This window comes from Sphingopyxis sp. DBS4 (genome assembly GCF_024628865.1).
Classification (GTDB): domain Bacteria; phylum Pseudomonadota; class Alphaproteobacteria; order Sphingomonadales; family Sphingomonadaceae; genus Sphingopyxis.
The window spans coordinates 3,392,052-3,417,251 of sequence record NZ_CP102384.1; the positions used below are offsets into that span (position 1 = coordinate 3,392,052).

A 25,200-nucleotide genomic window follows, 5' to 3' on the forward strand; every position below is an offset into this window, starting at 1 on the left:
GAGCGACAAATTCAACTTAAATGATTGATTTAGGAATCGTCAAGCGAAGAAATTCTTTCGGGCGGTGCGTTTCGGCTTGAATCGTGCCTCCCGCGATCCGCTCGCTCATATCCCGAAGGGCGCGCGATACGCCTCGTAGCGGCCCTGCAACACCGCCTTGATATGGCCGAGCAGCAGGCCGATCTCGCCCGCATCCTCCCACGAATAGACCGAGACCGCCATCGCCGCCGCCTCGCCGAACCCGGCATAGGGCCGTATCCCGCACCCTTCGGCCGCGGCGCGGGGGAGAAGCGACAGGCCGAGCCCGGCCGCGACCGCGGTGCGGACGCTGGCGAGGCTGGTCGCAGTGAAGGCGACATACCAATGGCGGCGGGCGCGGTCGACGCGCTCGAACATCGCCTCGCGATAGAGGCCACCCGGCGGAAAGGTCACGAGCGGGACGGGATCGGTCCACGGCCGCGCGCGCTCCGCGCTCTCGAACCAGGCCATCGCCTCGGGAAAGGTCGCGCGATGGTCGGGGCTCGCGGCGGCTTCCTTGACGACGACGATGTCGAACTCGCCCGCGCGAAAACGGCGGTCGAGATCGCGGCTGAGCCCGGTGGTGACGTCGAGGCGCACTTCGCGATGCCGTTCGGCGAAGCGCGCGAAAATCTCGCTCATCGGCAGGGTGACGATATCCTCGGGAACGCCGATGCGGATCGCCGCGGTGCCGGCGCGATCGGCGAGCAGCGTCTCCGCCTCCTGCTGCAGCGCCAGGATGCGGCGCGCATAACCGAGCAACCGTTCGCCCGGCGCGGTGACGCGAACCGGCCGCGCCGCGCGATCGATCAGTACCTGCCCGACTGCCTGCTCGAGCCGCGCAAGCTGCTGGCTGATCGTCGACTGGGTGCTGTGGAGCCGCTCGGCCGCCTGCGTGAAGCTGCCGGTGTCGGCGATCGCGACGAAGGCGCGGAGGAGGCGCGGATCGAACATGGCATCATCTTAAAGATGAATGATAGGCATTTAAACATCTCATTGGAGAATGATGCGCCAAAGGCCTATCTGCGAAGGATCATTCAACAACCGGGAATCCGACGCCATGAAGAAGCTGGTATCCGTCCTTCTCGCGGGGCTCGCCCTGCTGCCCCTGTCAACCGCCGCCGCCGCGAAGGAGCAGGCCGACCTGCTGATCCGCCACGCAACGATCGTCGACGTCGCCGGCGCGCGGCTGATCGCCGACCAGGCGGTCGCGACCAAAGGCGACGTGATCGTCGCGGTCGGCGGCGACGCGGACGTTGCAAAGGCATGGTCCGCCGGACGCACCATCGACGGCAGCCGGCGTTTCCTGATCCCCGGGCTCTGGGACATGCACGTCCATTTCGGCGGCGGCCCGGCGCTGGTCGAGGAGAATAAGGCGCTACTACCGCTCTATGTCGCGCACGGCATCACGACGGTGCGCGACGCCTCGGGCGACCTGCCGGACGACGTGCTGGCATGGCGCGGCGAGATTGCGAGCGGCAAGCTGTTCGGCCCGACCCTGCTGAGCTCGGGCCCCAAGATCGAAGGCATCAAGCCGATCTGGAAGGGCACGATCGAAACCGGGTCGGAGGCCGATGTCGATGCGGCGGTCACCAAGCTGACCGGGCTAGGCGTCGATTTCGTCAAGATCACCGACAGCACGATGAAGCCCGACCTCTTCCTCTACGCGATCCGCAAGGTGCGCGCGGCGGGGCTGCGCGTCTCGGGTCATATCCCGCTCGCGCTCACCGTCGATCAGGCAGTCGATGCCGGGATCAGCTCGATCGAGCATATCGGCTATGCCTATAAGGCCGGGGTGAAGGACGAAGCGGCGATCGCCGCCGATTTCGCCGCCGGGCGCATCGACCGCGCCGAGGCCTATCGCCGCATCGACGCGGGCTTCGACCCCGAAACCGCGATGGCCGCCTATCGCAAGCTCGCCGCGAAGGGCGTGTTCGTCACCCCGACGCTGAACGGCAGCCGCGTCATCGCCTATCTCGACCGGGACGATCACAAAAACGACGATTATCTCGGCCTGATCGGCCCCGGCCTGCGCGCGACCTATCAGTGGCGCATCGATCGCGCCGCCAAGGCCGACGCTGCCGGAATCGCCGCGCGCCACGCCGAATATGAGCATGAGGCATCGGTGCTGCCGATGCTGCAAAAGGCGGGCGTGACGATCATGGCGGGGACCGACGCGGGCTTCCTCAATTCGTTCAACTATCCCGGCATCGCGCTGCATCAGGAGCTCGGCATCTTCGTCGACAAGGGGCTGACGCCCGCGCAGGCGCTGGCCTCCGCGACGCGCGCCGGTCCCGCCTGGTTCGGCAAGCTCGACCATTATGGCGCGGTCGAGGCGGGCAAGGCCGCCGACCTCGTGCTGCTCGACCGCGACCCGCTTCAGGACATCGCCGCGACGCGCGCGATCCGCGCCGTGGTGCTGCGCGGCGCCGCCTATGACCGCGCGGCGCTCGACAAGATGCTCGCCGACACGCGCGCCAAGGTCGCCGCGTGGAACGCCGCGGCGGCAAAATAGGCAGAAAGGCCCGATGATGGACGATACCGGACACTTCCTCGCCGAAGCGATTGCTCTCGCGCGCGCCAATGCCGACGATGGCGGCCGCCCCTTCGGCGCCGTGGTGGTCAGGGACGGCGCGGTGATCGCGACCGGGGTCAACGAGATTCTCGCGACCGGCGACCCGACCGCGCACGCCGAACTCGGCGCGCTCCGCGCCGCGAGCCGCGCGATCGGCTCGCCCGACCTTCGCGGCTGCGCGGTCTTCGCGAGCGGGCATCCCTGCCCGATGTGCCTGGCGGCGATGCGCTTGTCGGGCATCGGCGCGGTCACCTATGCCTATTCGAACGAGGACGGCGCACCCTATGGCCTGTCGACCGCCACAATTTATGCGGACCTCGCCAAGCCCTTCGCCGAACAGACGATGACGATCCGCCACGTCCCGCAGGGCGAACCCGCCCTTTACGCCAACTGGGCGCGAAACCAGCAGGCGAAGGCGGGATGAAATCCGCCCGCCTGCTCCCGCTCGCGGCAATCGCGCTGATCGGCCTCAACCTCCGACCCTTCCTGACCGGGATCGGGCCGCTTACGGGGGCAATCGGCGCGGCGACCGGACTGGGGTTGCAGGATATGGCGCTGCTGACCCTGCTGCCGATGCTGCTGATGGGGATCGGTGCCTTCGCCGGACCGCTGCTCCAGCGCAGGATCGCGCCGCGACGGCTGGTCGTGCTGGCGCTGGCGCTGCTCGCGCTCGGCTCCTTCCTCCGCCTGTTCGCCGCGAGCGGCGCGCTGCTGCTCGGCACCGCGCTCCTCTGCGGGCTCGGCGTGGCGGTCGTTCAGGCGGTGCTGCCCGGCGTCATCAAGCGCGATTTTCCGCAGCGCGTGGCGATCGTCATGGGGCTCTATTCGGCGATGCTGATGGGAGGCGGCGCGCTCGGCGCGCAGGCCGCCCCGCTTCTCGCGGAGGCGACCGGAAGCTGGCGCGCCGGCCTTGCCCTGTTCGCCGCACCGGCGGTAGCGGCGCTCGCGCTGGCGACGCGTCTGCCGCGCGACGAGGTGGCGCGGACGGGGCACGGAAGCATGGGCGTGCTGCTTCGCCGCCCGCGCACCTGGCTGCTGATGGCCTGCTTCGGGCTGGTCAACGGCGGTTATGCCTCGTCGGTCGCTTGGCTCGCCCCCTATTATCAGGATCAGGGGCGCGGCGTCGCCGCCAGCGGCACCCTGCTCGCGGTGCTGGCGATCGCGCAGGCGGCGGCGGCGCTGCTGCTGCCGATCGCGGCGCGCGGACGGACCGACCGGCGCGGCTGGCTGGCGCTAACGCTCGCAATGCAGGCCGCCGGCTTTGCCGGGCTCGCCTTCGCGCCACAGGCCGCGCCGCTCGTCATCGCGATCCTGCTCGGCGCCGGGCTCGGCGGGTGCTTCGCGCTGATGATGATCGTCGCGCTCGATCATCTGGCGGACGCGGCCGACGCCGGTGCGCTGTCGGCGCTGATGCAGGGGGGCGGCTTCCTGCTCGCGGCGCTGCCGCCATGGATCGTCGCCGCACTGCACGACCGCACCGGCGGTTTCGTCGCCGGCTGGCTGCTCCATCTCGGCTGCATAGCGGTTGTCGCCGTGCTGATCGCGCGGCTCGCGCCCGGCGGCTATGCGCGCGCCATGGCGGCCGCCCCAAGACCGCGACCGGCGACCCTCTAGAGGGCGATGCTCAATCGGACCAGCCGCGGTCGCGCGCGGCGCGTTCGGCGGCGGCATCGAAGGGATCGCCCGCCAGCATCGCCGCCACATCGGCCGCCAGCGCGCCCGAGGAGGCCTGACGATAGTCTCGCCTGCCTTCCCCGCGCAGCGCGCGTTCGAGCGTCCAGCGCCCGTCCTCGCGGCATCCGATGCCCGAAAGCACGGCCCCCTCGAAACTGCGGCAGGTGCGGCCCTGCTTGTCCCGGAAACTCAGGCCGATCCGCACGGCGGCATCGGCGGGCTGGTTCGAGGCGAGTTGCGTGTCGAGCGCCCGCGCCAGCGGTCCCGCGGCGACCAGCGTGCCGTTCGCGCTGGTCACATCGGACGCGGGCAGCCAAGGCTTCAGGCCGATCGTCAGCCCCAGCACCAGCGACGCCGCGATCGCCCCCCAATGGACCGGCGCGAAGCGCGCGCGCTTCGCTTCGCGGCGATCGGCGAAGCTGGTGTCGACCCTGGCGTCCACCAGCAGCGCGCGGAGCCGCTCGGGCACCGCCTCTTCGGCAATCGGCCCGAAATGCGCCGTCAACCGGGCCTTCAGCGCGCGGTGGCGTTCGATCTCGGCCGCCAGCGCGGGATCGCTCTCGGCCTCGCGCGCGATCCGGCGTGCCGTCAGGTCGTCGAGTTCGCCGTCGACGAAGGCGGCAACGGTGGCGGAATCGAAGCTCATGCCGCCTCTCCCAGCAAATGCATCAACGTCTCGCGGCCGCGCGCGAGGCGCGAGGTGACGGTGCCGATCGGCACCTCCAATATCTCAGCCGCCTCGCGATAGGCATAGCCTTCGACGAGGACGAGCATCACCACCTCACGCTGTTCGTCGGGAAGCTGCGCCATCGCGCCGCCGACATCGCCGCGCAGTGCGCCGGCTTCGACCTCGGCGGCGCCGTCGCCCGCGACCTGCGTCGCGGCCTCGTCGATGGGACTATGAACGCCGCGCCGGCTCGCCGCGCGGCGCTCGTCGATCCAGAGATTGCGGGTGATGCGGTACATCCAGCTGTCCAGTCTCGTTCCGTCTTGCCACTGTTCGCGCGATTTCAGCGCGCGCTCGATCGCCGCCTGGCACAGGTCGTCGGCGTCGCTGGCGCTCTGCGCCAGTCCGCGCGCGAAACGGCGCAGACGGGGCAGCAGCTCGACCAGTTCCTCTTCAAAGCGCATGATCGCCTTTTCGATTGTCCGAGGAAGAAACGACGGCCTTCTATCGTTTCTTCCGCGACATGCTAAATTTTTCCGGGAAAGCGCCCCCCATTCCGTCCGGGGACGATTTTTGCGAGAGGTGAAATGAAACTCCGGGCCGTCCTGCCGATGATGCTTTGCCTGCTGATCGCCGCGATCGGGCCACGCGCGGACGCGCAGCTTGCCTTGCCGCAGGTCCAGATTCCCGACCCGGCGCGCACGCTGCCGTCCTTGCCCGAACTGAACGCCGAGCCTTTGCTTTCGGCGCCCGACAGGCTGACCGGGCTTCGACTCGACCGGATCACCACGCTGCTGCGCAGCCATCGCGAGAGTATCGAACTCGACGACCGTGGCGAGCCCGCGGTGCGCGGCGTCCTCGTCGCGAGCGGGATCGACGCGGCAATGATCGCACGCGCGGGCCAACAAGGCTTTGCCCTGCTCGACCGCGACCATATCGCGGGGCTCGACCTCGACATCGCGCGCTTTCGCGTGCCGGAGGGGCGCAGCCTCGCGCGCGCGCGCAAGCAATTGGCAAAGCTGCTCCCCGCGGCCGAGATCGATGTCGACAATCTCTATTTCGCCAGCGGGCCGGGCGGCGCGTTGCCGCACGCTGCGCTCGCGGCGGCGACGGGCGCGGGTGCACGTCCAGTGCCGCTCGGCCTGATCGACGGCGGCGTCGCCGCGCATCCATCGATCGCGGGACGCGTCGAACAGCGCGGCTTTGCGAAGGGTGCACCGTCGGCAAACCGCCACGGGACCGCGGTCGCCTCGCTGCTCATCGGCACCGGGTCGGTGCAGGGGGCCGCGCCCGGCCGGCGGCTGCTCGCGGCCGATGTCTATGGCACCGACCCCGCGGGCGGCAATGCGAGCGCGATCGCCCGCGCGCTGGGCTGGCTGGCGGAGCGCGGCGTCGCGGTGACGACGATCAGCCTTGTCGGCCCCGACAACAAGCTGCTGTCGGCGGCAGTGACGCGCGCGCGGCAGCGCGGGATGCTGATCGTCGCGGCGGTCGGCAACGACGGGCCCGCCGCGCCGCCCGCCTATCCGGCCTCCTATCCCGGCGTCTTCGCGGTGACGGGGGTCGATGCGAAAGACCGCGCGCTTCCCGAAGCAGGCCGCGCGCTGCACGTCGATTTCGCGGCGCCCGGCGACGCCGTGCTGGCGGCGACCGGCGCGCAGAGCACCGATCGGCTGCGCGGCACCTCCTTCGCGGCGCCGCTCGTCGCGGGCCGACTCGCGCTCCGCTATCCCGCGCCGTCGATCGATGCCATCGGTCCGGCGGTCGCCGCCCTCGTGATGGAGGCGCGCGATCTCGGCAAAAGGGGCCGCGACAAAATCTACGGCCACGGCCTGGTCTGCGGCACCTGCGGCGGCCGCTGACCCGCTGCCGAAATTATTCGGAAGAAAATCGACCCCGGCATCGTTCTCTCCACAGGCCCACCCCTCCGGGCCGCAGATTCAGGAGCAGGACAATGACCTATCGCATTTTCATTCCGGCCCTCGCGCTCGCCGCGTCGGCCATGGCCTTCTCGGCGCCGGCCGCGGCGCAATTGCTCGGCGGCGGCGGCGGCCTCACCGGCGGCCTCGGCGGCACGCTGGGCGGGACGCTCGGCAACCCGACCGGCCCGATCGGCGGCACGATCGGCAGCGCCGGCGACCTCACCGGTTCGGGCCGCGGCGAAGCGAATGTCGATCGCCGCTCGGGCCGCGTGCATGGCAAGGGCAGCGCCGATGCGAACGGCAAGGGATCGGCGAACGGCAATAGCGATCTGCTCGGCCATGCCATAGGCGGAAACGCCAATGGTTCGGGCGGCGCCTCGGGAAGCGGCAGCCTCGACGCGCAGGCGGTCGGCACCGACTTCGTCGGCCAGACCACCGGCACGCTTCAGGGCGCGGCGCAGAGCACTACATCGACCGTCACCGGCACGACCCGCGGTGCGGTCGGGACTGTCCGCGACCGGGCGGGCGGCACGCTGTCGAACGTCTCAGGCAGCACCAGCGCCGCCGGTTCGGCCGCGGGCAGCTTCCAGGGCGCGCTGGGTCAGCTCGCCGCCGCGGGTAGCGGCGCGGCCAGCAGCAGCGGCATGTTCGCGGTCGAGCCCGGCATGGCGGTGACCGATGCGCGCGGCAAGGTGATCGGCTATGTGCAGGAACTGCGCCAGACCGGGCGCGGCGTCGTCGAGGCGGTCACGGTCGAGGTCGGCAACCGCACCGCGACGCTTCCCGCCGCCAGCTTCGCGGGGTCGGGCGACGTGCTCGTCACCGGCATGACCAAGGGCCAGCTCAAGGACACCGCCCAGCAGCAGGACCAGGCCGCGGGCCAGCCCGCCGCCCAATCCGCTCCCCGGCAGGGCGGTCGCGAAGAGCGTAACGATAACCGCAACCGCTGATTGACAGGCCGCGCCCGTCGTCGCGAGCGACGCCAAGCAATCCGGAGGGGCTTATGCCCGCTCCGGATTGCCGCGCGGTTTTTTCAGCTCGCCTTGGCGGAACAGGTTCCGGCGACGGGTTTGCCCGCCATCACCTGCTGCGCGAACAGGCGCGAATCGGTGAAGGAGCGGTTCACCGTCCCCGAATGGTCGAGCCCCGGATAGACGTGCCATTCGATTGTCGAACCCGCGGCGCAGGCGCCATCGACGACCGTTTTCTGCATCGCCGCGGGCGTGTCGACATCCTCGGCGCCGGTGCCGATGAACACCGGCGTGGCGATATGCAGCGTCGGATAGTCGGCATAGGTCAGCATCGGCGCATAATGATGCCAGAAGTCGGTCCTGAAGCTGTTGGCGCGGGTCAGTCCAGCCTCGACCACCGCATTGAACATATCGACGACACAGGTGTCGGCTGCTTGCCGGTAGAGCGGCATCGCGCGCTCGGTGATCACGGCGGCGGGATCATATTTGGGGTCGATCTGCTGCGCCGCCGAAGCGATGTAGAGCAGATAGGCGATCAGCCGGTCGGGCTTGTCGCCGTCGCTGCGGCTCGTTTCCCCCGCCACGGCAAGGTTGGGCAGGCCGGTGGCGATCGTCCCGCGCAAATTGACGTCGGGCGCATAGTCCGCCGCATAGCCCGCGGTGGCGAAGGCCGCGCCGGCGCCCTGCGACTGGCCGACGAGCAGCACCTTGTTCGCGAGGCCGAAATCGCCGCCAAGCACCGCGCGTACCGAATCGAGCACCGAATAAGCCTCGACGCGGGTGTTGAGATAGGCGTGCGGTCCGGGCCCGCCCAGCCCCTGATAATCGGTCGCGACGACGGCATAGCCCTCACCCAGCCAATGATCGAGGTAAGTGCGGTCGCGCGCCGAGCGCGGGTTGCGCGACGGCGCGCAATCGTCGCCGATGCCGACGGTGCCGTGCGCCCAGGCGATCAGCGGCCAGCCCCCCGCGGGCGGCGTGCCCTTGGGGATGAACAGCGCGCCGGTCACCGGCACCGCGCCGCTGCCGGTGACGCCGTCGGTCGAGCCGTACCGGATGGCAAAAGCCTGCGCCGCGCCGTCGAGGCCGACCTCGGGCGCGAGCGGCGCGCTTTCGATCAGCGTTCCCGCCACGGGAGCGGACGCCGCCTGCGCGGCGGGCGCCTCCGCCGCCAGCGCCGGGGTTCCCGCCGCGAGGCCGAAGGCGGCGAGGACCGCCGCCGATCGCATCCATTTGGGCATAGATCTTCTCCCTTTCCTGACCATCAGAAGCGCGCCGTAGCGGCGAGATAATAGGTGCGGCCGAGCACGTCATAGGTACTCGCGTCGGTCTGGCCGAGCACGCCGCTGACCACCGGCGGCGTCTTGTCGAACAGATTGTTCACCCCGAAGCGCAGGCTGAAGCGCTCGGCCGGGTCGACCCGCAGCGAGAGGTCGAAATAGTCATAGGCCTTGACCCCCGGCGTCGTGCTCGCGTCGTTCGTGACCTTCGACGCATCCATCATCGCGCCGATGTGCCGCCAGCGCAGCAGCGCGCTCATGCTGTCGGTGCCGAAGGTGAAGGAGGTCGTCGAGCGCCAGCGCGGCAGCGTGGTTCCCGATCCGATCGTGCGGCCGAAATCCTGGAACGGCCCACCGGGGAGGTTCTGGATCTCGAACTTGTCGAGATAGTTGATCACCGACGAAATGCCGAAGCGCCCCGACCCGTCGCCGAGCCCGACGTCAGCGAGGCGCACCGACCAGTCGAGCTGCACGTCGACCCCCGCGGTCTTGTAGCCGCCAAGGTTCAGATAGGGTTGCAGCGCGTTGGTGATGCCGCCCGAATTGACGTCGCGGCCGATCAGCGCGCAGAAGAAATTATTCGCGTCGTAACTCGGGTTGCTGCCGTCGGCGTTGAAGCATTTGTTGAGCGACACCGACACCGGGATCGTCGCGATCGCGTCGTCGATCGCGATATTATAATAGTCGACCGACGCGCGCAGGTTCGACAGCCACGGCGACGCCGCGCGCGGCGACAGCACCGCGCCGACCGTCCAGGTGTCGGCCTTTTCGGGCTTCAGATTGGCGTTGCCCGACAGGAAGGCCGCCACCTGCGTGACATTGTTGATATAGGAGTCGGCGAGCACGTCGGGCATCCCCTGCGCGACGCAGATCGCCCGCACCTGCGCCGCATTGGCGCCATTGCGGAACGCGCTGCGCGTGTCGCACGGATCGCCGGCACCGTTGGCGACCGAACCGATGGTCGGGAACAGGCCGGTGGTCGCCGTATAAAGCTCGCCGACGTTCGGCGCGCGGATCGCGCGCTGATCCCAGAAGGACCGCCCGCGCACATAGTCCATGACATAGAAGTCCGAGCCGATGACCTCGGCGTCGTCGCACAGACCAATCATGCGCGGAACGGGCAAGGCCAGCGGCGGCGCTATGGCGATCGGCGACTTCATGCGCCCCGGCGTCGTTGCCGCGACCGGGATCGATGCGGCGCAGCCCCTGCTCGATGCCTCCGCCGACCTTGTGGGGCCGGTCGGGCTGTTCACCAATTTCGTGCAGATCATGATCCTGCTGATCGCCTGGGTGATCGTCGTCCTCGCCTTCTTCATCCTCGCGGTGCAGGTCTTCGTCACCATATTGGAATTCAAGTTGGTGACCCTCGCCGGCTTCGTGTTGCTGCCCTTTGCCTTCTTTGGCCGCACCGCCTTCATGGCCGAGCGTGTGCTGGGGCATATCGTCTCCTCGGGCATCAAGGTGCTCGTGCTCGCGGTCATCACGGGCATCGGCACGACCCTGTTCGATCGCTTCATGCAGGCGGGGCTTGGGCCGGAGCCCGACATCGAACAGGTCATGGCGATTGCGCTCGGCGCATTGACCCTGCTCGGCCTCGGCATCTTCGGTCCTTCGATCGCCAATGGCATCGTCGCCGGCGGCCCGCAGCTTGGGGCTGGCGCGGCGGCAGGCACCGCGATCGCGGCCGGCGCGACGCTCGCTGCCGGGGCGGCGGGGGCCACGCTCGCAACGGGAGCGGCCGCAACGGCTGCTCGCGGAGCGGCGGCGGCTGGGGCGCGCGGAGCAGGCAGTGCTTCGGCTGCCTATGCCGCGGGATCGGCCGGGAAGAGCGGGGCGAAGGCTTTTGGAGCGGGGCTCGCCAATGTGGCGCGGACCGCGGCTAGCGGCGCTGCCGGTCCGGTTCGCAGCATGGCCGAGCGCATCCGGTCGAACTTCGCGGCGGGTCGCGATGGGCGCGCCGACAGTGCCGCGCCTGCGCGCGGCGCGGACGGACCCCCGGCCTGGGCCGCCGCAATGCGGCGGCGCCAGACGATGACGCAGGGCGCGACCATCGGCGCCCAGACCCTGAAGGGCGGCGACAGCCATGGCGGCGGATCGGCGCCCGATATCAGCGAAAAGGACTGATCCCATGTTCAAAAGACCCTCCAATCATTATGGCCGCGCGCCCGAGCCGGTCACACCCTATCAGCGCGCCGCGCAGGTCTGGGACGATCGCATCGGCTCGGCGCGCGTCCAGGCGAAGAACTGGCGGCTCGCCTTCTTCGGCTCACTCCTCATCTCGGGCGGACTGGCCGGCGGGCTCGTCTGGCAAGCGTCGCGCGGCACGATCACCCCCTGGGTCGTCGAGGTCGACAAGATCGGCGCCGCGCGCGCCGTAGCGCCGGCCGACGGCGACTACCGGCCGACCGATCCGCAGATCGCTTTCCACCTCGCCCGCTTCATCGAGCATGTTCGCTCGATCCCCGCCGATCCGGTCGTGCTGCGCGCCGACTGGCTCAGCGCCTATGATTTCGCGAGCGCCACCGGCGCGCAGGCGCTCAATGACTATGCGCGGACCAACGACCCCTTCGCCGAGGTCGGCAAGTTTCAGGTCGCGGTGGATGTTTCGAGCGTCATTCGCGCCTCGAAGGACAGCTTCCGCATCGCCTGGACCGAGCGCCGCTATCAGGATGGCAGCCTGACCGAAGCCGATCTTCCTGCCCTGCTCGTCGATGAGCTGCGCCGCAAAGGCTATTGCATCCTCGGCAACGAGGCGATCGGGCGCGTCCATGCCCTCGCGAGGGATCTCGATCCGATCTTTGCCGCGACGCCTTTTTGCGAGGGCAATTTCTACGGCCGCCGAACAAAGCGCTTCGGCGGCCTGCTCAAGCGATCGGAGCACATGGCGGCACTGGTACTCAATCCGCTCATCCTTTCTGCGGTGGAGACCATTCTCGGCACCGGCTGCGACCGGATCCAGCTCAACCTGACGCAGGCGATCGAAATTCATCCTGGCGAGGTGCGGCAGTTCCCGCACCGCGACCAGGATATGTGGCGCGGGGCCGACGGCACCCAGGAATATCTCGTCAATGTGCTGTGGCCGCTGACCCCGTTCACACAAGAGAATGGCGCCACGCGCATCTTCCCGCAAAGCCACGGCGTGCCGGGGATGGCGAAAACCGATCTCGGCCAGCCGATCTTCGCGGAATGCAAACCGGGCTCAGCAATTTGCTTTCTCGGATCGACCGCGCATGGGGCGGGCTCGAACCTCAGCAAGGAGGTCCGGCGCGGTGTGCTCGTCAGCTACAGCCTCGGCTGGCTGAAACCTTATGAAAATCCGTGGCTCGCTTACCCGCCCGAGATCGCCAAGCACTTCCCGACCGAACTTGCCGCCCTCGCCGGCTATGCCCAGCACCGTCCCAATCTCGGCAATTACGAAGGGCAATGCCCCTCGATCCTGCTGCAAGACGAACTGCCGGCGCATATCGGCGCGATCGACGCGCTCCGTCCCGACCAGGCCGACGCCATGTCCGAATTCGCTGCCGCGGAAAGGAACGGACAATGAGCCCCGCGCATGTGTTCGAGCCGACCTATGAGGCGATCAAGCGTCGACTGATGACCGGAGAGTGGGCGACCGGCACCAGGATCGAGGCCGCCCGTCTTGCCGACGACCTCGGAGTCAGCGTGACCCCGGTGCGCGACAGCCTCTACCGGCTCAATGGCGAGCGAATGGTCGATTTCATGCCGGGCGAGGGCTTTCATGTGCATCGGCTAAGCGAGACGGAGTTTCGCGACCTGCTCGAGTTGCACCTGATCCTGCTGCTCGCGGCGCTCGCAACGGCACCAAAGGGGTCGGCAGCGTCGGTCCCCGCTGACCAGCCCTATCCCGATCGCGTCGCTGACCTGTTCCTGGCTATCGCCGAACGCTCGTCGAACAGCGAGATCGTCGCCAGCATTGCGGCGATTGGAGACCGGCTTCAGCTATCGCGTCATTTCGATGCCGCGATCCTCGCCGATGTCAACGCGGAGTATGATGCGATCGCCCACGCTGTCGCCGATGCCGAGCCGCAGGCGCAAGTTCGCAACCTCCTGCTCGGCTATCATGAGAGGCGCGCGCATGAAGCGGCCAGCTACGCCCGAACGATCGCCGGTCATCCAGGTCGACAGCCATGATCGCTGGCCGAAAAGGGAGTGACGTTTTGCTTGTCAGGGCCGCCCACAATTGACATGATTCTACCGCGCAGGAGCATCGCTGGCAGCTCCTGCGCGGAATATTTCGCCAGGCATCATATGCGCCAGTCCCTGACCGGACCGGCGGCCCAACCGGTCCATGGTTCGCGCGAGCGACCAAACGGCGGCACAGCACTGGGAGACGGGCATCTGGCGAAAGCCGGCTGTCCCGCTCGTGCCTCCGGGATTTTCTGTCGTGTCTTCCTGTACCTGCGGCGACCGTGCCCCGCCGCGTCACCCGTTCTCGGTGTCGTCGGCCTGCCATGCGCATCCCGCCGATCGTCCGCCGCCCGTCGATCAGCAGCCTGAAGCCAGGCACGATCTGGACGCGATGTATCGGACGCATCGCACGTCGCTCTTCCATTTCCTGCGCCGCAAAGCGGGATCTGATGAAGCGCCGGACTTGGTGCAGGAAGTCTTCGCGCGCGCCGCGGGGAGCGCGCAGCGTCACCAGCTCGTCAATCCGGGCGGGTTTCTTCGCCGTATCGCCCAAAATCTTCTGATCGATCGAGCGCGGCGCCAGAAGTCCGCGCGAGCGACCTTCTTTCCGCTTCGCGAAGACAGCGACGGCGCGACGCCTGCCGCGCAGGAATGGAACCTCGATGCCGCGGACTTGCTGCGGCTGTACGAAGCTGCCGTTGACGCCATGCCGCCAAAAACGCGGCGCGTCTTTTTGATGCACCGGGTGGACGAACTCAGTTATCGCGAGATACATGAACTGCTTGGCATCAGCATCGCGACGGTGGAATATCATATGATGAAGGCGCTCGGACGAATCTCGAAGGTGGTGGACGGAGGCCGATGACCAAGACAAGCGGCGGCGACTACCCCGTCGACGAGGTAGCCCAGGCTTGGCTGATCAAAATGCGCGGCGAGGATGCCGGCGCGCTGCGCGGAGAGTTTGAAGCGTGGCTCCTCGAATCGGCCGATCATGGCGAAGCCTACCGCCGCGCCGAACGCCGCATGGCAGCCTTGGCCGTTCTCAAAACATCGCAGCGCCACGGAACCAGCCATGTCGAAGCGCGGCGGGGCCGGGTTCGCGGCTGGCTGCCATGGGGCGCCGCCGCGACCGCAATCGCACTCCTGATCGTAGCCATCGGGGCTGGAGGGGCCTCCCTTCCCGGCCAGCCGGGCAGCGGCTCGATCGCGCGCGCCGCCGAACCCCTGATTACGCAGCGCGGCGAGATCCGCTCGTTCCGGCTTGCCGACGGCTCGAGCGCGACGCTCGACACCGACAGCCGACTGGACGTCGTGTTCGGAGACGGCGACCGAAGCGTCCGCCTGATCAAGGGCCGGGTCCGTCTTTCCATCGCCAGACAGGATATCCCGCTTCGTATTGACGCGGGGCGAGGCACGACAATCGCGAACAATGCCGAGATCGATCTGAGCCTCGACGAGGCCGGAACGGTCAGCACAGTCCTCCGGCACGGCGAAGCCGCACTGCGCACAGACGCGCGAGTCGGTCCGGCGACGGCGCTGTCACAGGGAAAGACGCGGACCTATCGGCGTGATGGCAAGTTGCAGCTCGAAGTTGCCCGCGCGTCTGGCATTCCTGCAAGCTGGCCCGAAGGCTGGGCCGAGTATCGTTCGATCAGGCTCGACCAACTGGTTGCCGAGGCCAATCGCTATGCCGTTATCCCGATCGTGATCGACGATACGGCAAGCGCAGCACTTGAGGTTTCTGGCCGTTTCCGTCTCAGCGAGACCGATGCCTTCGCCGAACGGATCGCAAGCCTGTTCGGTCTCAGCGTCGAACGCTCGGCGAACGCCATCCGTTTGCGCCGCCGCTAATTTTTTCACTGACAGACTAAGGGGCTCCCCTTCGCCCCGTCAACGCACCCCCACTGGCCGCCTGCCTGAAGCAGGGCCGAGAATATGGGGGAGTGAGTATGTTGAAAAAGTCCCGTTCGTTGGTAGCGCTGCTGGTCGGCAGCGCCGCCTGTCTTTCGCCGGCGGTGGCACTGGCCAAGCAGCAACAGCGCCAGTCTTACGACCAACCTGCGCAGGATCTCGGTGACGCGCTGCGCAGCGTCGCCAAGACCGCCAACGTCGAACTATATGCTTCGTCGCGCGATCTTGAAGGAAAGACAGCGCCGCTCCTTAAAGGCGTGCTGACGACGCGCGAGGCGATCGAGGCGCTGCTGAAGGACAGCGGGCTCACAGCAAGATTCGAAGCCGGCTCGGTTATCATTTCGCAGAGTGCAGTGGCGCCCCTGGCTGCTTCGAACGACGAGCCTATCATCGTGACGGGTTCCCGGATCGCCGGCGTTGCTCCCGCCGCGCCGGTCATTCGGATAACCTCCGAAGATATTCGCACAGCCGGCCAGAATGATCTCGGCGAAGTCGCGCGCAGTCTGCCGCAGAACTTCGGGGGCGGTCAGAATCCCGGCATCGGAAATGGACAGGGCGCGGGCAATGAAAATGCCAACGTCAACGGCGCCTCGACTTTCAACCTGCGCGGGATTGGTCCCAACGCGACGCTGACGTTGCTCAACGGCAATCGCTTTGCCTACACCGGCGTGTCATCGGTAATCGACGTCAGCGCAATCCCGGTGTCGGCGGTTGAACGTGTCGAAATCGTCGCCGACGGAGCATCAGCAATCTATGGCGCGGACGCGGTAGCAGGCGTCGTCAATATCATCCTGAAAAGCGATTATGACGGTGCGTCCGCGATGGCGCGTGTCGGTGCCTCGACCGACGGCGGGAACGTCCAGCAGCAATATGGTCTGCTCGGTGGCACGCGCTGGAGGTCTGGCGGTGTGATTGCCGCCTATGATTATAGCCGGTCGACCGCTATTTTTGCTGGCGACCGTTCCTATACCGGCACCGCGAACCCTGCGAGCACCCTCTTTCCTACGCAGCAGCGACATTCCTTACTGATCAGCGGACATCAGGCGCTTGGCACGAGTGTGACGCTGTCGGCAGACATGCTGTACAAGAGTAGCCGCAACCACGCGGTAACGGGATTCACCCTTACTGCCGATCCGCGCACATCGGGGATCGACGCGGCAACTCGCTCGGAGATTTTCGGCGTTGCGCCGACGCTCAAAGTGGAAATAGGGGGCGACTGGACTTTCAAGACCAGCGGCTTCTTCGGCACGGATCGAACTGCCGGGGTGACCAAGCTATTCGCGGGCGGCGCCGAAATCGCGAGTTTCGATCGGAGCTTCTTCAACCGCAATCTCGCGGTCGAGGGAGGATTCCAGGGCCCGCTGTTCGCGCTTCCGGCAGGCGATATTCGGCTTGCGATCGGAGCCGGAGCGCGCCGTAATCAGCTAAAGACAGGCGGCGCGGTTGGCGATCTTGTGAAGCGGCGCGATGCGATCTTTGCTTATGGGGAAATTCATCTGCCGATCACGGCCCCGGCGCAGGACTTGGCGGGGCTGCATCGACTGTCGCTCACTGGCGCGCTGCGCTTCGAGGATTATTCGGACTCTAAGGGTATCCTCACGCCCAAGCTCGGACTGGTGTGGGAGCCCGCCGGCATGCTTCGGCTCGGGGTCTCGTGGGGCCGCTCTTTCAAAATGCCGACACTATTGCAGCAATATAGCGGCTATTCGGCGGTTCTCGCGCCCGCGGCACGGTACGGGGCCGGTCTTCCCGCCGGCGCGACGGTGCTTTATGCCGCTGGTTCCGACAGCCGGATCGGCCCCGAGCGCTCGGAAAACTGGACACTGAGCGCGCAACTCACACCTGCGGACGGTCTGGAAATTACCGCGGCCTGGTTCGACATCGACTATCGCGACCGCGTGGCAACGCCGTTCGCATCGTCGCTTGGCGCCCTCGACAATCCGATCTTCGCGGACTCAATTGTTCGTGCGCCGACCGCGGCGTTTCAGGGCGAGATCATCAACGACGCCTTGCCTCCATTCCAGAATGCGAGCGGAGCGGCCTATGATCCGGCGAATGTTGTCGCCTTTCTCGATCTGCGCGATCGCAACATCGCTCGGCAGCGCTATCGCGGTGCCGACCTGTCGTTGCGCTACCAAATCGCCTTCGGTGGCGGCGACCTGACGCTCACCGCGGCGGGCACCCTGCTGCGCAGTCGCCAGCAGCTCCGTCCCGACGCGCTTGTGACTCGGCTTGCTGGAACGCTCTTCCACCCGGCGCGCTTCCGCGCACGCGGCGGTGCGAGCTGGTCGACCGACCGTGTGTCGCTCGCGGCCTTCGTCAGCCATTCGGCAGCGATCACCGACGTGCGCCGGTCGCCTGCGGCGACGGTGCGCGGCCTTACCACCGTCGATCTTAACGGAGAGGTCGAAGTCGGGCGTGGGACGCGAGTATCGCTCGCCGCTTTGAACCTCTTCAATGCGAAGCCAGCGCCGATCGTGACGACTTCGGCCGCCGACACGCCTTACGACACAACGAACTATTCACCCGCTGGTCGCTTCCTCGGCATTACCGTGCGGCAGGAGTGGTGAGCATGGCTGGAAGTCTCATGCTCGGCTGCGCCTCAGCAATCGCATTTCTGCTTTCATCGCCTGCCAATGCGATGGTCGGCAAGGTCGATGGAAATCCGGATGCGGACGCAGGAATAAATAGGGAGGCAGCGCGTCGCTGGACGCTTGCCGACCAGCTCACCGTGCCCCGGCTCTGGTCGGTGGCGATCGCTGTAGATGGCAAAAGTGCCGCATATGTGACGCGCGTGGCCGATGCCGTCAGCGACACGACCCTCTCGCGCCTGACGTTGGTCGATCTGGAAAGCGGCTCAAGCCGCGAGTTGCTTCGCGCGCCCTGGATCGACCAGTTACGCCGCATTCCGGGGAGCGCCGCCTGGAGCGCGTTGATCGATCGAGGCGATGGCGTGCAGCTTTACCGGATCGAACCCGGTGGCCATATTGCGCCGATCGTCACCCATCCCGCTACCGCGCGTTTTGGCGATGTCGAAGACCGGATATTGCCAGGTTATGCGCATGCTCCGCTCACGATCGGGGTGCGCGCCTACAGCTGGTCGCCTGACGGGCGCAGGCTGTTCTTCGTCACGCTCGACTCCGTAAGCGATGAGCGCCAGATCCTAATCGATGAGAAGGTGAGCGACCAACGCGGATTGCGGCGCCAACTGGGTCAGGCGACCGCGTCGATTTATCTCCGTGCTCCCGACGGGAAGGTCACATTGATCGCGCGCCGTCCGCGCAGCGACCGGACGACGATAGCGTCTAAGGGCGACGTTATCTGGACGGAGAAAGATCTTCGCTATCCTGTTAAGGAGGTTGACCCGGGCGGCGGCGAACGACGCGTGACGATGGCCTGGTCCTTTGCCGAAGGGCGCGCACGCGAGGTCGCATCGACGCGCGATTATGTCTATTGGCAGATGCGGGGGCCGCGCGGCGGACAATTGGCATCCGATGGCCTTGGCGACACGCGTGAGATCGTCGAGGTCGGCGACGACGGTCGGCGGCACAGCTATGGCCGGTTCCCATTCTCGATCGGCCACGGCGCCACCTTCGGTGGCCTGCGGGCATCCGACGGAAGCCAGACGGTCGTCAATATTCGCTCGCTTGACGATCCGCGGTTCGGAATCGGGGTGATCGACCGGCGGGGCGTGCGGCCCATATGGGGTAACGGCAGTCTCACCAAATGCGACTTCGCCCCGACGCTCGCAGTCGCGGCCTGCCTTGCCGAAGGGCAGTCGCTGCCGCCGTCGCTTGTCACCGTCGATATCGCGTCAGGGCGGGTACGGACTGTTGCCTCGATATCGCCTGAGCATGAGAAGGTTGCTCCCTTGCACGTCACGCCGCGCAGCTGGACCAATCGCTACGGCCACAAGGTTACTGGCTATGTCGTCTGGCCGCGCGATTATGAGAAAGGTCAGCGCTATCCTGCGATCGTGGTCAATCATGGCAATGATGCCGACCAGCGTTTTGCCCTGCAGGACAACCAATGGGAATATCCCGTCCAGACGCTCGCCGAGCGCGGTTATGTCGTGTTGCTCATCAACGAGGCGAGCAGCCAGCTGAATGCCGACCTTCGCGCGGCCGACCAGGCGTGGGGCCTTCAACGCACCACGCTCCCGCCAGAGCGGATGCGGGAACTGCTCTGGCTCACGGGCGCTGCAAGCTTCGAGGATGCCGTCTCTGAACTGGCCGATGAAGGCATTATCGATCGCGAGCGTGTTGGGATTGCGGGATATAGCCGCGGTTCGCAGCTGGTGAACGTGGCCATGACCCAGTCAAATGTTTTTCGCGCGGCATCCAGCGGCGACGGTGCCTATCTCGAGCCGGTCTACGAACCGGACATGCCGGATTCCTATCGTGCCGTTTTCGGAGGGCCGCCATTCGATCCCAAGGTTTTGCCAAACTATCTCGCGCTCTCCCCATCACTCCGCGCAAGCGTGGCATGTGGTGCCATCCTCCAGCAGGTCGCGGCGCCGCACACCGGCGCGATCGATTTCTACAAAGCGCTTCGCAAGGCCGGCGTTCCGGCCCAGATCAGTCTGTTCCCGGGCGAGGGCGCCGCATCGGACGAAACGCACGTCTTTCACATCCCTTCGAACCGCATGGCGGCGATGGAGGAAAATATCGCGTGGTTCGATTATTGGTTGCTCGGCAAACGCGATCGGGCGTCTCCGTTCGCGGAGCGCTATGCCGAGTGGGATGAAATGAAGGCGGCGCTACCGGATCGCTGCCGCTAGCGACTATTCGGCGGCGGTGCTGTCGTTCGATGCACCGCCACCTTCCCACCAGCGTACCCAGGTTTCGGCGGCGCAGAAGGTCAGGATGCGAAGATCGCGCCCATCGTCACGCCATACTCCCTCGCCAGCGCGGTCAATAAAAAGGGGGTCGATAATTCCGGCATCGACAAGGCGCCCGCCGCGTAGAAGGTCCAGGATGGCCGGCAGTTGTGCATCGAAGATACGGCGCAGAAACCCTTGCGGACTTCCCTTCGTCCGGCGGTCTGCAATCAGCGGCGGGAGGTCGACCGCAAAGGCCGATCGCGCCACCGCGCGATCGCGGCCGCCCTGCACGGAATGCCAGGTCGGGATCGATAGGCACAGTTCGGCGATTGGTTGCGAGAGAAGCGGTGCGATCTGTGGGGCGCGCCCCCGCCGCGGGTAAAGCTCGACGCTCTTCTGTCCGCGGGCCTGCATTGCGACATAGGCTTTTTGACCTGGCAGCGCGCCAGGAGGTGCCGCAAGCCAGGGATGGCGATCATCTTCGGCGATCGCAGCGGTGGCGGCTCGCGGCGTAAGGCCCATCAAGTCAAAGCGGATCAGGTGCGGTTCTCGGCGATCGCGGAGCCGCTGCCAGCCACAGCGGGCGACCTCGGCGATGGACGAACCAGTGAGATCGGTGAGGTCCCGCGCCGTAAGCCACGCACCTGGCGTCGGGCCATTCGCGATCAGCCGGTCGGCAAGTGGCGCGGCGCTGTGCATGTTGCAAAAGACATTGTCGCCGCCGTTGCCAGTAAAAAAGGCGCCAATCGGTTTGCAACGCTCCTCGTCCCGGTGTGTGGTCTCGATCGCCTGAAAGATCGGCAGTGCGAGTGGGACTGGAAAGTGTGGCAACGTTGGTTTGGTTATATCGACCGTCGCGAGATCGAAATCACGGGCGGCGAGAGACGCGCCCAACTTGACAGCGAGAGCTTCGGCATAGCGCCGCTCGTCTCCTTCGGTGCCGGCCTCGACAAATGTGAGAAGCCGAAGCCCCGGCGTTCTCGGCATTGCAGCGGCTGCAACGATGCTGCTGTCGACCCCGCCCGAGACGCCGAGCAGTATCGAGTCAAAGCAAGTAGTCCATGCGCCCACCGACATTTTGACGGCCGCGCGCAAAGCGTCGACGTCGTCGGCGAAGCTGCGCCTGTAACGGCTTGGAAAATGGTCCCACGGCGACCAAGCGAGGCTGGTGCGCGTTCCTGTTTCGGTCACTGTCAGGCGCTCGCCGGGAAGAAGCTCTTCAATCCCGGCGATACCGGTCTGGCGGCCGAGGGCATCGATACTCGCAAACCACTTCGCAAGAACGTTGAAATTGACGGTGGCCGTTCCTGGCTTCGCAAGCTCGGTCATGTCGCTGGCGAGGCGAGTGATGTCCTGACCATGACGGACATAACAGGGAAGCAAGCCCGAGGGATCCCGCATCACATGGACATCGCCGTTGTCGCTTTCGACTAGCGCGACATAACCACCCCAATAGTCGGTGAGTAAAGACGCGCCGTGCGTCGCGATTGCTTTATCGATCGCATCTTCGTCCAAAACGAAAATGCGGCCGCATGGGTGGTCCCGACGGAAAAGATAGCCTGCTACGCAGCCGCGGCCGCCAAGCGAGATCAACGGCACCCCGCTCCAGACGCGCGCGGAGCCGCTCGCAAAACCTGCGGAGCCTTCGCGTTCGTCGATCGGAGCCCGGCCTTGAGACCCAATCTCGATCCGGACCCAGAAGCTCATGTGGCGACCAACGGGTGGAAGTTCTGTACGCTCCCGAACGGGTCGCTCAGCACCAAGTCGCCAGACTGCAGCCAGCAATGCGCCGCAAACGGCAGCATTACGCCAATGACCAGGTCTGCGCCGATGCCGCGGCGCCCGAGCATTTTGCGCATTGCGAGCGCATTGGGGAGGCACTGGTCGACAGCCGATCGGTAGCGCGCGGCGGCGCGGCAGGCGGCGGCAATCGTGCGGCAGGCGTCGGGATCGAATGTGCAAGCCTCCGCGGGTTTCAGCAACTCGGCGAGTGTTTCATGGCGCACGCGGCGGCGCGCGATATTTTGCTCGGCGAGCGCTTCCGCAACAAGCCACGGACGCGCGCGCGGCGGCGGCGTATCGAAAACGCTGCGAGCAGGAGGAAATGGGAGGGTCGGGGGCGCGAGCGGTGCCCCAATCTCTATGATAAGTCGCTCTCGCAGCCAGACAATGTCGTCGTCATTTGCGGTCTCATCGCAAAAGGAAGCAAAGCGCTCGGCGCCCACCCCTTCGAGCAGGAAATAGCGGCTCCTGGTCAGGTCGAGGAACACATAGCGGGAACCGATCAGGCGTACCCGCAATTGAGGGCGGATGCGCAGGCCGGTGCGAAGCGATGCACGCGCTTCGGACCGGTCGATGCGAGAAAGGGCGTCCTTCGCCGCCAAATCGGTGATGATGGCACTCATGGGAATGGGCCGATCCGGTAGCGTGCGGCCCACAAGGAACCGCACGCCAGACGGATCAGTCGGCTGCCTGGATGCCGCCGCCGATCTTCCGCAGTCCGGTCTGGAAATCGAGCGGACCCTCGGGGTCGACGCCCCGGGTTTCGATGCGTGCGTCGCCGAGATCGACGAGGCCAGCTTCATGTTCGACGTTTTTCATGGCACTTCCTCTCTTCAAGATGCGACCGAGATGAGTCGCATTCCGAAGCTATGCGTCCATGAAAATGCCATCCATTTTATAATCCAATTATTATCGGCCGGACCTCTTTGAAAAAGTGACCGAGCAAAGGAAACGCGCGTCTGGAGCACGTACCGCCACCTTTAGCTATTGCCTGGACATCCGTGGCGGAGCCCGGTCACTCGCCCAAGTTACTGTACGGGCGCGAGCCTATCTCCAACAGATTGATCGTAATCAGCAACCAAAACTGGAACCGAAAATGGATCTAATTGGAGCATGCGGTCCCAGAGCCGCGCCAGCGGGGTTGCGCCTCCCTACCGGGGCGATCGCGCTAGCTCGGGCGGCCGCTCTAACGCCTCACGCTTCTGAAACCGCGTCCGCCGGTGGCAGCCAAGTCTCATCGGATTTTCTGTTGAGATGCGCCAGATGCTCACCCACGACCCGCTATTTTTCGCCATCCTTGGCGAGACCAGCTGAGGGAGGAAATGAGGGAGGAGACTCTGCCGTCTCCAGAATTATCACGCTAAATCAATGCGTTAGTGAGGAAGTCTGGATGCCCCGTGAGGATTCGAACCTCAATAGACGGAATCAGAATCCGTAGTCTTACCATTAGACGACGGGGCAGGAGCGGGCGCCAATAAACGGCGGATTAGCGCCGGTCAAGGGGGTCTGATTGTGACGCTGTGACGATTCTTTCGTCACAATTGTGACGATTGCCCACGACTCGTGCGACCGTTCGTCTCATTGCGGCTGCTGCGCCCCACGCAACAGCCCGCTTGCTCTGGCGCATTTCGCCGCTAGCATCATCCCCAAGAAAAAGGGGCCGCGTCCCGGCGCAGGCGCCCGATCATGGAGGTGGACTAATGCGTCATGTCGCGATCGTCGGGTCGGGTCCGGCGGGCTATTATACCGCCGAAGCCTTGCAAAAGGCCGAGGATATCGCGATCGACGTCATCGACCGGCTGCCCGTCCCCTATGGGCTGATCCGCACCGGGGTCGCCCCCGACCATCAGTCGATCAAGGCGGTGTCGCGCCGCTACGAAGGCGTCGCCCTCACCGACAATGTCCGCTTCGTCGGCCATGTCTCGGTCGGCGGCGACGTCGGCATCGACGAACTCACCGATCTTTACGACGCGGTCGTGCTCGCGACCGGCGCGCCGCACGACCGGCCGCTCGACATCCCCGGCGCCGACCGGCCGGGGGTGATCGGCAGCGCCGCTTTCGTCGGCTGGTACAACGGCCATCCCGATTTCGCGGCGCTCGACCCACCGCTCGACGCGCCGGGCGTGGTGGTGATCGGCAACGGCAATGTCGCACTCGACGTCGCGCGCATTCTTGCCAAGACCCCGGCCGAATTCGCGGGCAGCGACATCGTCGCCCATGCGCGCGACGCGCTGTCGGCAAGCGCGGTGCGCGAGATTCACATCCTCGGCCGCCGCGGCCCGCACCAGATCGCGATGACCCCCAAGGAGCTTGGCGAGCTCGGCCATCTCGAACGCGCAAGCCCGCGCGTCGACCCCGCCGACCTGCCGCCCGAGGGCGACGACGCGATGCTCGAACCCGGCATGCGCAAGTCGGTGACGCATCTGCGCAGCTTCGCCGCCAATCCGGTCGCCAAGCCGGTGACGATCGACTTCGATTTCTTCGCCATGCCGGTCGCAATCGAAGGGAACGGCCGCGCCCAGCGCGTCATCGTCGAACGGACCGAACTCGACGCCGATCTCCGCAGCCACGGCACCGGCGAGACCTATGCGATCGAGGCTGGGCTGGTCGTGAGCTGTATCGGCTATCAAACCCCGCCCATTCCTGGGGTCCCCTATGAGCATGGCCGCGGCCGCTTCGCGAGCGACGAGGGGCGCATCCTGCCCGGCCTCTACGCGGTCGGCTGGGCGCGGCGCGGACCGTCGGGGACGATCGGCACCAACAAGCCCGACGGCGCGCGGATCGCCGAGCTGGTGCTGGAGGATATCGGCCGCGGCGCCGGCAAGGCGGGGCGCGCGGGGCTCGACGCGCTGCTCGCCAGCCGCGGCGTCGCGCCGGTAACTTTCCGCGACTGGCGCCGGATCGAGGCGGCCGAGGTCGCTGCCGCGATCGACGGCAACCCGCGCGAGAAATTCACCAGCGTCGAGGCGATGCTCGCCGCGATCGGGCGGTGACGCGGCGCGCCGCCGACTTTTGGCGCCCCGCGCTGCGCTGGCTGCTCACGTTTGCTTACGCCTATGCGGGCTATCGCCACCTGACCACCCCCGCGCCTTTCGTGGCGATCACCCCGCCCTGGGTGCCCGAGCCTGCACTCGTCGTCGCCGCGACCGGGGTCGCCGAACTGGCGGGCGCGCTGGGGCTGACGATCCCGCGGACGCGCAAGGCGGCGGGCTGGGGCCTCGCGCTCTACGCGCTCTGCGTCTGGCCCGCGAATTTCCACCACGCCTTCGCGCATGTCGCGATCGGCGGCACCACACTCGGCTGGGGATATCACGCCCCGCGCCTCGCCGCGCAGCCGCTGATCATCTGGTGGGCGCTATGGGCGAGCGGCGCGATGGATTGGCCGTTCGGAATGAAAGAACGGGATTAGATCGCGATCAGGTTACGCGG

Annotated in this window: 21 protein-coding genes, 1 tRNA gene and 1 pseudogene; 14 read left to right on the plus strand and 9 right to left on the minus strand. The window is 66.6% G+C overall.

Annotated features, from left to right (window positions below; translation table 11 throughout):
* Positions 1–105: 105 nt before the first annotated feature.
* Positions 106–972: a LysR family transcriptional regulator gene (locus NP825_RS16295; RefSeq protein ID WP_257545427.1), complete on the minus strand. Its 867-nt coding sequence runs from the start codon at positions 970–972 to the stop codon at positions 106–108.
* A 106-nt stretch (positions 973–1,078) separates the two neighbouring features.
* On the opposite strand from NP825_RS16295, the gene NP825_RS16300 reads away from it, so the two are divergent.
* Genes NP825_RS16300 through NP825_RS16310 form a run of 3 tightly spaced genes read left to right on the plus strand, consistent with a single transcriptional unit; the run spans position 1,079 to position 4,207 of the window.
* Entirely contained in the window at positions 1,079–2,533 is a 1,455-nt protein-coding gene (locus tag NP825_RS16300; RefSeq protein ID WP_257545429.1) for an amidohydrolase family protein, read from the plus strand.
* A 16-nt stretch (positions 2,534–2,549) separates the two neighbouring features.
* Positions 2,550–3,017 carry a nucleoside deaminase gene (locus tag NP825_RS16305; protein WP_257545432.1) on the plus strand — a complete coding sequence of 156 codons (468 nt, stop codon included), beginning with the start codon at positions 2,550–2,552 and terminating at the stop codon, positions 3,015–3,017.
* Positions 3,014–4,207 carry a cyanate transporter gene (locus NP825_RS16310; protein ID WP_257545434.1) on the plus strand — a complete coding sequence of 398 codons (1,194 nt, stop codon included), beginning with the start codon at positions 3,014–3,016 and terminating at the stop codon, positions 4,205–4,207. The genes NP825_RS16305 and NP825_RS16310 overlap by 4 nt, the downstream gene beginning before the upstream one ends.
* Before the next feature lie 10 nt (positions 4,208–4,217).
* Here the strand turns inward: NP825_RS16310 and NP825_RS16315 are convergent, their stop codons facing one another.
* Together NP825_RS16315 and NP825_RS16320 are read right to left on the minus strand one after the other, a co-directional pair.
* Positions 4,218–4,913: an anti-sigma factor gene (locus NP825_RS16315; protein ID WP_257545436.1), complete on the minus strand. Its 696-nt coding sequence runs from the start codon at positions 4,911–4,913 to the stop codon at positions 4,218–4,220.
* Positions 4,910–5,398 carry an RNA polymerase sigma factor gene (locus tag NP825_RS16320; RefSeq protein WP_257545438.1) on the minus strand — a complete coding sequence of 163 codons (489 nt, stop codon included), beginning with the start codon at positions 5,396–5,398 and terminating at the stop codon, positions 4,910–4,912. The genes NP825_RS16315 and NP825_RS16320 overlap by 4 nt, the downstream gene beginning before the upstream one ends.
* Positions 5,399–5,521: 123 nt before the next feature.
* Here NP825_RS16320 and NP825_RS16325 point away from each other — a divergent pair, with 123 nt between their 5' ends.
* Together NP825_RS16325 and NP825_RS16330 are read left to right on the plus strand one after the other, a co-directional pair.
* The gene (locus tag NP825_RS16325; RefSeq protein WP_257545440.1) at positions 5,522–6,796 is read left to right on the plus strand and encodes a S8 family serine peptidase; all 1,275 of its coding nucleotides are present in this window, start codon (positions 5,522–5,524) and stop codon (positions 6,794–6,796) included.
* A gap of 92 nt (positions 6,797–6,888) precedes the next feature.
* Entirely contained in the window at positions 6,889–7,806 is a 918-nt protein-coding gene (locus tag NP825_RS16330) for a hypothetical protein (protein WP_257545442.1), read from the plus strand.
* Positions 7,807–7,889: 83 nt separating this feature from the next.
* Here the strand turns inward: NP825_RS16330 and NP825_RS16335 are convergent, their stop codons facing one another.
* Both NP825_RS16335 and NP825_RS16340 read right to left on the minus strand, forming a co-directional pair.
* Positions 7,890–9,068 (minus strand): lipase family protein, encoded by a 1,179-nt coding sequence (locus tag NP825_RS16335; protein WP_257545444.1) that lies wholly within the window; start codon positions 9,066–9,068, stop codon positions 7,890–7,892.
* Positions 9,069–9,091: 23 nt separating this feature from the next.
* Positions 9,092–10,267, minus strand: a complete 1,176-nt coding sequence (locus NP825_RS16340; RefSeq protein ID WP_306997327.1) for a TonB-dependent receptor domain-containing protein — start codon at positions 10,265–10,267, stop codon at positions 9,092–9,094.
* On the opposite strand from NP825_RS16340, the pseudogene NP825_RS16345 reads away from it, so the two are divergent.
* The 7 genes and pseudogenes from NP825_RS16345 to NP825_RS16380 all read left to right on the plus strand — a co-directional run.
* Positions 10,230–11,231, plus strand: a pseudogene (locus NP825_RS16345) (type IV secretion system protein); the annotation flags it as partial. The gene NP825_RS16340 and the pseudogene NP825_RS16345 overlap by 38 nt on opposite strands.
* A gap of 4 nt (positions 11,232–11,235) precedes the next feature.
* A complete protein-coding gene (gene trbF / locus NP825_RS23580) occupies positions 11,236–12,651 on the plus strand; it encodes a conjugal transfer protein TrbF (RefSeq protein WP_306997329.1) in 1,416 nt (471 codons plus the stop codon).
* Positions 12,648–13,259: a GntR family transcriptional regulator gene (locus NP825_RS16360; protein ID WP_257545446.1), complete on the plus strand. Its 612-nt coding sequence runs from the start codon at positions 12,648–12,650 to the stop codon at positions 13,257–13,259. The genes trbF and NP825_RS16360 overlap by 4 nt, the downstream gene beginning before the upstream one ends.
* A 157-nt stretch (positions 13,260–13,416) precedes the next feature.
* Complete coding sequence (locus NP825_RS16365; RefSeq protein WP_257545448.1) at positions 13,417–14,121, plus strand: RNA polymerase sigma factor; 705 nt, start codon at positions 13,417–13,419, stop codon at positions 14,119–14,121.
* A complete protein-coding gene (locus NP825_RS16370; protein ID WP_257545450.1) occupies positions 14,118–15,107 on the plus strand; it encodes a FecR domain-containing protein in 990 nt (329 codons plus the stop codon). Before NP825_RS16365 ends, NP825_RS16370 begins: the two co-directional genes overlap by 4 nt.
* A gap of 98 nt (positions 15,108–15,205) precedes the next feature.
* Entirely contained in the window at positions 15,206–17,737 is a 2,532-nt protein-coding gene (locus NP825_RS16375; protein WP_257545453.1) for a TonB-dependent receptor, read from the plus strand.
* 2 nt (positions 17,738–17,739) lie between these two features.
* Positions 17,740–19,947 carry a prolyl oligopeptidase family serine peptidase gene (locus tag NP825_RS16380; RefSeq protein WP_257545455.1) on the plus strand — a complete coding sequence of 736 codons (2,208 nt, stop codon included), beginning with the start codon at positions 17,740–17,742 and terminating at the stop codon, positions 19,945–19,947.
* Between the two features lie 3 nt (positions 19,948–19,950).
* Here the strand turns inward: NP825_RS16380 and NP825_RS16385 are convergent, their stop codons facing one another.
* The 4 genes from NP825_RS16385 to NP825_RS16400 form a co-directional block, all read right to left on the minus strand.
* A complete protein-coding gene (locus NP825_RS16385) occupies positions 19,951–21,696 on the minus strand; it encodes an asparagine synthetase B family protein (protein WP_257545457.1) in 1,746 nt (581 codons plus the stop codon).
* Positions 21,693–22,394, minus strand: coding sequence for a lasso peptide biosynthesis B2 protein (locus NP825_RS16390; RefSeq protein WP_257545459.1), 702 nt, complete (start codon positions 22,392–22,394; stop codon positions 21,693–21,695). The genes NP825_RS16385 and NP825_RS16390 overlap by 4 nt, the downstream gene beginning before the upstream one ends.
* Positions 22,395–22,449: 55 nt before the next feature.
* Complete coding sequence (locus NP825_RS16395) at positions 22,450–22,590, minus strand: hypothetical protein (RefSeq protein WP_257545461.1); 141 nt, start codon at positions 22,588–22,590, stop codon at positions 22,450–22,452.
* Positions 22,591–23,158: 568 nt separating this feature from the next.
* Positions 23,159–23,232: transfer RNA gene (locus NP825_RS16400), tRNA-Gln, on the minus strand.
* 239 nt (positions 23,233–23,471) lie between these two features.
* Between NP825_RS16400 and NP825_RS16405 the strand changes: the two genes are divergently transcribed.
* Positions 23,472–24,764: an FAD-dependent oxidoreductase gene (locus tag NP825_RS16405; protein ID WP_257545463.1), complete on the plus strand. Its 1,293-nt coding sequence runs from the start codon at positions 23,472–23,474 to the stop codon at positions 24,762–24,764.
* Positions 24,761–25,180, plus strand: a complete 420-nt coding sequence (locus NP825_RS16410) for a DoxX family protein (protein ID WP_306997336.1) — start codon at positions 24,761–24,763, stop codon at positions 25,178–25,180. Before NP825_RS16405 ends, NP825_RS16410 begins: the two co-directional genes overlap by 4 nt.
* Positions 25,181–25,200 lie beyond the last annotated feature (20 nt).

Coding starts and splice junctions, on each gene's coding strand:
- NP825_RS16325 (WP_257545440.1), top strand. CDS start 5,522: ATGAAACTCCGGGCCGTCCTGCCGATGATGCTTTGCCTGCTGATCGCC.
- NP825_RS16365 (WP_257545448.1), top strand. CDS start 13,417: ATGGTTCGCGCGAGCGACCAAACGGCGGCACAGCACTGGGAGACGGGC.
- NP825_RS16405 (WP_257545463.1), top strand. CDS start 23,472: ATGCGTCATGTCGCGATCGTCGGGTCGGGTCCGGCGGGCTATTATACC.
- NP825_RS16370 (WP_257545450.1), top strand. CDS start 14,118: ATGACCAAGACAAGCGGCGGCGACTACCCCGTCGACGAGGTAGCCCAG.
- trbF (WP_306997329.1), top strand. CDS start 11,236: ATGTTCAAAAGACCCTCCAATCATTATGGCCGCGCGCCCGAGCCGGTC.
- NP825_RS16330 (WP_257545442.1), top strand. CDS start 6,889: ATGACCTATCGCATTTTCATTCCGGCCCTCGCGCTCGCCGCGTCGGCC.
- NP825_RS16335 (WP_257545444.1), bottom strand. CDS start 9,068: ATGCCCAAATGGATGCGATCGGCGGCGGTCCTCGCCGCCTTCGGCCTC.
- NP825_RS16360 (WP_257545446.1), top strand. CDS start 12,648: ATGAGCCCCGCGCATGTGTTCGAGCCGACCTATGAGGCGATCAAGCGT.
- NP825_RS16310 (WP_257545434.1), top strand. CDS start 3,014: ATGAAATCCGCCCGCCTGCTCCCGCTCGCGGCAATCGCGCTGATCGGC.
- NP825_RS16390 (WP_257545459.1), bottom strand. CDS start 22,394: ATGAGTGCCATCATCACCGATTTGGCGGCGAAGGACGCCCTTTCTCGC.
- NP825_RS16340 (WP_306997327.1), bottom strand. CDS start 10,267: ATGAAGTCGCCGATCGCCATAGCGCCGCCGCTGGCCTTGCCCGTTCCG.
- NP825_RS16375 (WP_257545453.1), top strand. CDS start 15,206: ATGTTGAAAAAGTCCCGTTCGTTGGTAGCGCTGCTGGTCGGCAGCGCC.
- NP825_RS16315 (WP_257545436.1), bottom strand. CDS start 4,913: ATGAGCTTCGATTCCGCCACCGTTGCCGCCTTCGTCGACGGCGAACTC.
- NP825_RS16380 (WP_257545455.1), top strand. CDS start 17,740: ATGGCTGGAAGTCTCATGCTCGGCTGCGCCTCAGCAATCGCATTTCTG.
- NP825_RS16320 (WP_257545438.1), bottom strand. CDS start 5,398: ATGCGCTTTGAAGAGGAACTGGTCGAGCTGCTGCCCCGTCTGCGCCGT.
- NP825_RS16385 (WP_257545457.1), bottom strand. CDS start 21,696: ATGAGCTTCTGGGTCCGGATCGAGATTGGGTCTCAAGGCCGGGCTCCG.
- NP825_RS16295 (WP_257545427.1), bottom strand. CDS start 972: ATGTTCGATCCGCGCCTCCTCCGCGCCTTCGTCGCGATCGCCGACACC.
- NP825_RS16395 (WP_257545461.1), bottom strand. CDS start 22,590: ATGAAAAACGTCGAACATGAAGCTGGCCTCGTCGATCTCGGCGACGCA.
- NP825_RS16305 (WP_257545432.1), top strand. CDS start 2,550: ATGGACGATACCGGACACTTCCTCGCCGAAGCGATTGCTCTCGCGCGC.
- NP825_RS16300 (WP_257545429.1), top strand. CDS start 1,079: ATGAAGAAGCTGGTATCCGTCCTTCTCGCGGGGCTCGCCCTGCTGCCC.